The sequence below is a fragment of the Bacteroides caecigallinarum genome, assembly GCF_021531075.1.
Taxonomy (GTDB): domain Bacteria; phylum Bacteroidota; class Bacteroidia; order Bacteroidales; family Bacteroidaceae; genus Phocaeicola; species Phocaeicola caecigallinarum_B.
Genome location: NZ_JADYTJ010000090.1, coordinates 1 through 4439, shown reverse-complemented (window position 1 = coordinate 4439; position 4439 = coordinate 1). Strand labels below are relative to the sequence as shown.

Annotated in this window: 6 protein-coding genes; 5 read left to right on the top strand and 1 reads right to left on the bottom strand. The window is 43.9% G+C overall.

Going from position 1 to position 4439, the window contains the following annotated elements; translation table 11 throughout:
* The 5 genes from I6E11_RS14130 to I6E11_RS14110 form a co-directional block, all read left to right on the top strand.
* A partial coding sequence (locus tag I6E11_RS14130) for a PRTRC system protein E (RefSeq protein WP_235338770.1) occupies positions 1–896 on the top strand: 896 nt, incomplete at its 5' end.
* Between the two features lie 44 nt (positions 897–940).
* Positions 941–1162 (top strand): PRTRC system protein C, encoded by a 222-nt coding sequence (locus I6E11_RS14125; RefSeq protein WP_022302394.1) that lies wholly within the window; start codon positions 941–943, stop codon positions 1160–1162.
* A gap of 36 nt (positions 1163–1198) precedes the next feature.
* Positions 1199–2308: a peptidase gene (locus tag I6E11_RS14120; protein WP_204482268.1), complete on the top strand. Its 1110-nt coding sequence runs from the start codon at positions 1199–1201 to the stop codon at positions 2306–2308.
* Between the two features lie 6 nt (positions 2309–2314).
* The gene (locus tag I6E11_RS14115; RefSeq protein ID WP_204482266.1) at positions 2315–3016 is read left to right on the top strand and encodes a prokaryotic E2 ligase family D protein; all 702 of its coding nucleotides are present in this window, start codon (positions 2315–2317) and stop codon (positions 3014–3016) included.
* Positions 3013–3795, top strand: a complete 783-nt coding sequence (locus I6E11_RS14110; protein ID WP_004326369.1) for a PRTRC system ThiF family protein — start codon at positions 3013–3015, stop codon at positions 3793–3795. The genes I6E11_RS14115 and I6E11_RS14110 overlap by 4 nt, the downstream gene beginning before the upstream one ends.
* A 54-nt stretch (positions 3796–3849) precedes the next feature.
* Here I6E11_RS14110 and I6E11_RS14105 read toward each other — a convergent pair whose 3' ends face one another.
* Entirely contained in the window at positions 3850–4155 is a 306-nt protein-coding gene (locus I6E11_RS14105; RefSeq protein WP_204482264.1) for a helix-turn-helix domain-containing protein, read from the bottom strand.
* Between the last annotated feature and the right edge of the window lie 284 nt (positions 4156–4439).

The following is a 4439-nucleotide window of genomic DNA, read 5'->3' as shown; positions in this document are numbered from 1 at the left end:
CAGAACTGGATATGGGCTTCCTGCAGACCATACTCCAACCGATACAGAAGGTACAGGGACTGCTTGTCAATGCGGAAAATTTCGAGAAACAGGCAGAAAAGGCTACATCACAGGCCAAATCATCCAAGGCTCCAACAATACCGGCCGAATCAAAGGAAGCCAGGGAAAAACGGGAAAAGATGGAAAAACTCCTCAAGAAGGCTGATGAAGCAACCGCCGCAAAAAGGTACTCCGAAGCAATGACATGGCTGAAACAGACACGGGTACTGGCTCCTACAGAAAAACAGAAGGAGATTGACGAAAAGATGCAGGAAGTACAGAGACAGGCCAGTGCAGGAAGCCTGTTCGGTATGGCAGAGGAACCGGCACCGGTAATTCCCCAACCACAAGGCAATATGAACGGTCAGTCACAACCAGGTATGCAAACAAGCATATTCCCGGAGCAACAGACCCATACTATGAATCCTGAACCTGTCATGCAGCCTGCTCCACAGCAGATTCCACAGGGAATGCCCCAACAGGTACATGACACGAATGGAGCATATATCCAACCGGCTCCAAACCGTCCCGTGATGCAAGGAACAGGTATGCCACAAGGTGCAACAATGCAGACTTATCCGCAGCAGCCAGTATACCATCCCGAAACAGTTCCTTATCCACCACGACAGCCACAGCAACCGGCAAACGGCCATATACCAAACGGAACGGTACAAGTGCAGAACGGAAACGGACGGGAATACCAGGCTGTACCGGCTGCTCATGATACATTCTGCTTCGATCCGGAAGACGAGAATGACAGGGAACTTCTAAGAGAGGACCCGTATGCGGAATATCCGGATTTTCCGGCTGAGTACCGGATGAAGGACGAGGCACAGGTAGAAATGATATACTGCTGATATGCACAATAAACGATTTGTAAAACCAATAAACTATAAACAATATGGCACTGGAAATTAAAGGTATGAAAAGAGTCTTCAAAATGAGGAAGAACAGTAAGGAAATCGTACTGGACGATCCGAACGTAAACATGTCTCCGGCTGAAGTGATGGATTTCTATTCAATGAACTATCCGGAACTGACCACCGCGACCGTACACGGACCGGAAATCGAAGACGACCGGGCGGTATATGAATTCAAGACCACTATCGGAGTAAAAGGGTAAGAACATGAAAAAAGGACAACGTAAAGACAAGAAACCATGTACACAACTTACGGAACGGGCTTTGGAAAATTTAGCCAGACTTATCATATCGGAACTCGAAAATACGGACATAAGCCGGGGCATCAGGAACAGAAAGAAAAGAAGACTCCCTCCCGCAGAAAGCCTCATGGTTTTCTGAACACGAGAATACCTTCCATCGCTCCCGATCTGTATGTGGAGAATGACAGGGATGTAACGGTAAATGTCACCACCAAAGAGAATCTTGATTTCCTGTACCGTTCAGCCATGAAGTATGCGCAGCTCCTGGACGTGGAGCTGCCATACCATCCTACAGGCAGGACTTCCACAAGAGAGAAAATATGCCTGCTATATAATGCACTGGATTCCATAGTATCTCATCATGTAAATCTGGAACTTATTGGTGACAGGCTCCAGTTCTGCATCTACCATTTCCACGAATGGCCGGATTATACGCTTTTCTTTATGCCGATAGACTTTACGGAAAGGCTGCACGGTGAAATTAAAAAGATTACACTGGAGTTCATCAGAAGGTTCATCAAACATCACAGGATGATGGATATAACCGATACTCCATATTTTGATATGTCGGAAGTCTGTATCGATAATATAGACTTTGAACAGCTTGATGAGGAAGAGAAAAAGGATTTGTACAGAAAGGAAAAGCTTTTCAGGTCATATAAGAAAGGTAAAATCCATAGGAAATTGTGCAGGATGTACTCCAGAGCTTTCTGTAGGAATCTGGAAGAACATATCCGCAACTGTAATCCTTCCAGCGACAAAGAAAGAAAACTACTGAAACTGATTACCGAAGGGATGTCCCTGATTGCAAAGGAAAGCCCTTATATCTTGAATTATGATTATGATTTTGCAAGCGAAAAGGAAAGGGATTTCGAGCCGCCACCGCTCGAATATCAGATTCTGCTAACATATTCCATCACGGATACGGTTACCAAGGACATGGAAAGCTGTTTCAGTACCGACTGTCAGGAAACATATAACCAGACTCCCGTATCATTTATCTTCATCACACCGGAAACAGAGGAACTTTTCAAGCCGGGAAACTATCCGGAACGTTTCTCCAAATGGTTTAAAACATTTGTACAACATATTACTTACAAATTATAAAGCATCATGAATGAACTGACCAAAAATATGCAAAAAATGATGGTACCGAAGGCGGCTATCATAGCCTACAAGTATGAAGACAGAAGAAATTTTGATACCAGGTACTTCATAGAATTGCGTCCCATCGGAAAAAGCGGACAGATGGGGGCAGGTATCCCTGTTACATACGAATTCATGAATACCCTGCTGGAATCCTACACGGAAGAAATGAGCGGAATACCGGCAGGAAGAGTCCCCGATAACATGCTGGCCTGCAATCCGAGAAAAGGACAGGAAGAATATATCTGGTACAATCCGCCCGGAAAGAGACAGATGTTCTTTCACAAGGATCTCAATATACAGGACGGCATGTTCAATCTGCCGGGGATTATCTACCATGTAAGAAACGGAAGCATGGACGTGTTCGCCTTCAAGGGAAAACGTCCGGTGGAGACGACTCCACTGTTCCGTGCCCCGTTCTTCAACGTGACCGGATCAAGTGTCTGCCTTGGCAGCAGTTCTCTGGAAAAGCCACAGAATCCGACTTTCCTTTCCCTGTTGGAATACTGGGAAAAACGGTTCTGGCTAACTGAATTCTCCCATCTGGGAGGAAATGTGAATCCTACCGTTTCAAATCTTGTCATCGTTACCGAGAACATAAGAAACAATCCGTTCGACATGAACGAACTCAAGCCCATAAATAAAAAACTTAAAGACATACTTCCATGAAAAAGATACATTTTACCGACCGCTACCTGCTCAATCCGCGTCATCCGGTAACGGTATTCGTCATCGGAGCAGGAGGTACCGGCTCACAAGTGATAACCAATCTTGCACGCATGAGCATGGCACTTCAGGCATTGGGCCATCCCGGACTACATGTCACCGTATTCGATCCCGACACAGTAAGCCAGGCCAATATAGGACGTCAGCTTTTCAGTGAGACGGAACTGGGACTGAACAAGGCCGTATCACTTGTCACACGCATCAACCGTTTCTTCGGATACGCATGGACTGCCGAACCGCAATGTTTTCCTACTAGGAATTTTTCTGAAGACAGCACAGCAAATATCATCATTACCTGTACGGACAATATACGTTCACGTCTTACGCTTTGGAAGTTCCTGAAGAAAGTCCGCAAAGAAAACTTCAGTGACCATTCGGCTCCCATATACTGGATGGATTTCGGGAACAGCCAGACAAAAGGACAGGTCATCATCGGGACGGTACGTGAGAAAGTTCTCCAACCTTCTTCACAGGAATATATTCCCATGCCTAAAATGAATGTCATCACCGAGGAAGTGGACTATGCAAAAATCAAGGAAAAGGAATCGGGACCAAGCTGTTCTCTGGCGGAAGCCCTGGAAAAACAGGATTTATTCATTAACTCCACACTGGCACATATCGGATGTGACATATTATGGAGAATGTTCAAGGAAGGAAAGACACTGTATCGCGGTGCCTATGTCAATCTGGAGACATTGAAAGTAACCGCAATCCCGGTATAATGCATAAGTGACCGTATCATCTTTCCATCAGAATACGGTCACTTATTCTATTTGCTACTTATTATTTACTATGTTCTTACCTCGCTGGAGCAGGAAACTCTGTATCTCTGAGGCGAGATAGAATGATTTCCCGTTCTTTTCAACCGAGTAATATTTAATCTTGCCCTCTTGCCTGTAACGTGCCAAAGTTCTTTGTGACACACCAAGGAGTTCTGCCAGATCCACATTATCAAGCAGTTTATCCCCATTCATACATTCTTTCAGACGGTTCATCTGATCCAGTTTCTTTTCAATGCGGGCAAATCCCTCTACCATGGTTTCTATCAGTCTTTCGAGTATCTCATTATCTATATATGACATAATTCCAATATTATAAGTGAATAAATCGATACTCTTTTCGTGCGCACTCAAGAGTATATACTCATAATAGTGAGAATAACATGCCAAACAGATAAAGAAAATAAAAGCATTTTGTATACGTCTGTTAATCAGATATATAAATTAGCATCTTGATTTTCTGCTGTAAACCGAAAGTGTAAACCATTTAAAGCATGGCTATTACCAAGTTTACATTTCTATAACGACTACTTATTATACTTTAGAACTAATCTTATAAAAGAGGTTTACTAATAGCTTTATATACC

Excerpts from the sequence above, each read along its gene's own strand:
- I6E11_RS14120 (WP_204482268.1), top strand. The coding sequence starts at position 1,199 with ATGTACACAACTTACGGAACGGGCTTTGGAAAATTTAGCCAGACTTAT.
- I6E11_RS14125 (WP_022302394.1), top strand. The coding sequence starts at position 941 with ATGGCACTGGAAATTAAAGGTATGAAAAGAGTCTTCAAAATGAGGAAG.
- I6E11_RS14115 (WP_204482266.1), top strand. The coding sequence starts at position 2,315 with ATGAATGAACTGACCAAAAATATGCAAAAAATGATGGTACCGAAGGCG.
- I6E11_RS14110 (WP_004326369.1), top strand. The coding sequence starts at position 3,013 with ATGAAAAAGATACATTTTACCGACCGCTACCTGCTCAATCCGCGTCAT.
- I6E11_RS14105 (WP_204482264.1), bottom strand. The coding sequence starts at position 4,155 with ATGTCATATATAGATAATGAGATACTCGAAAGACTGATAGAAACCATG.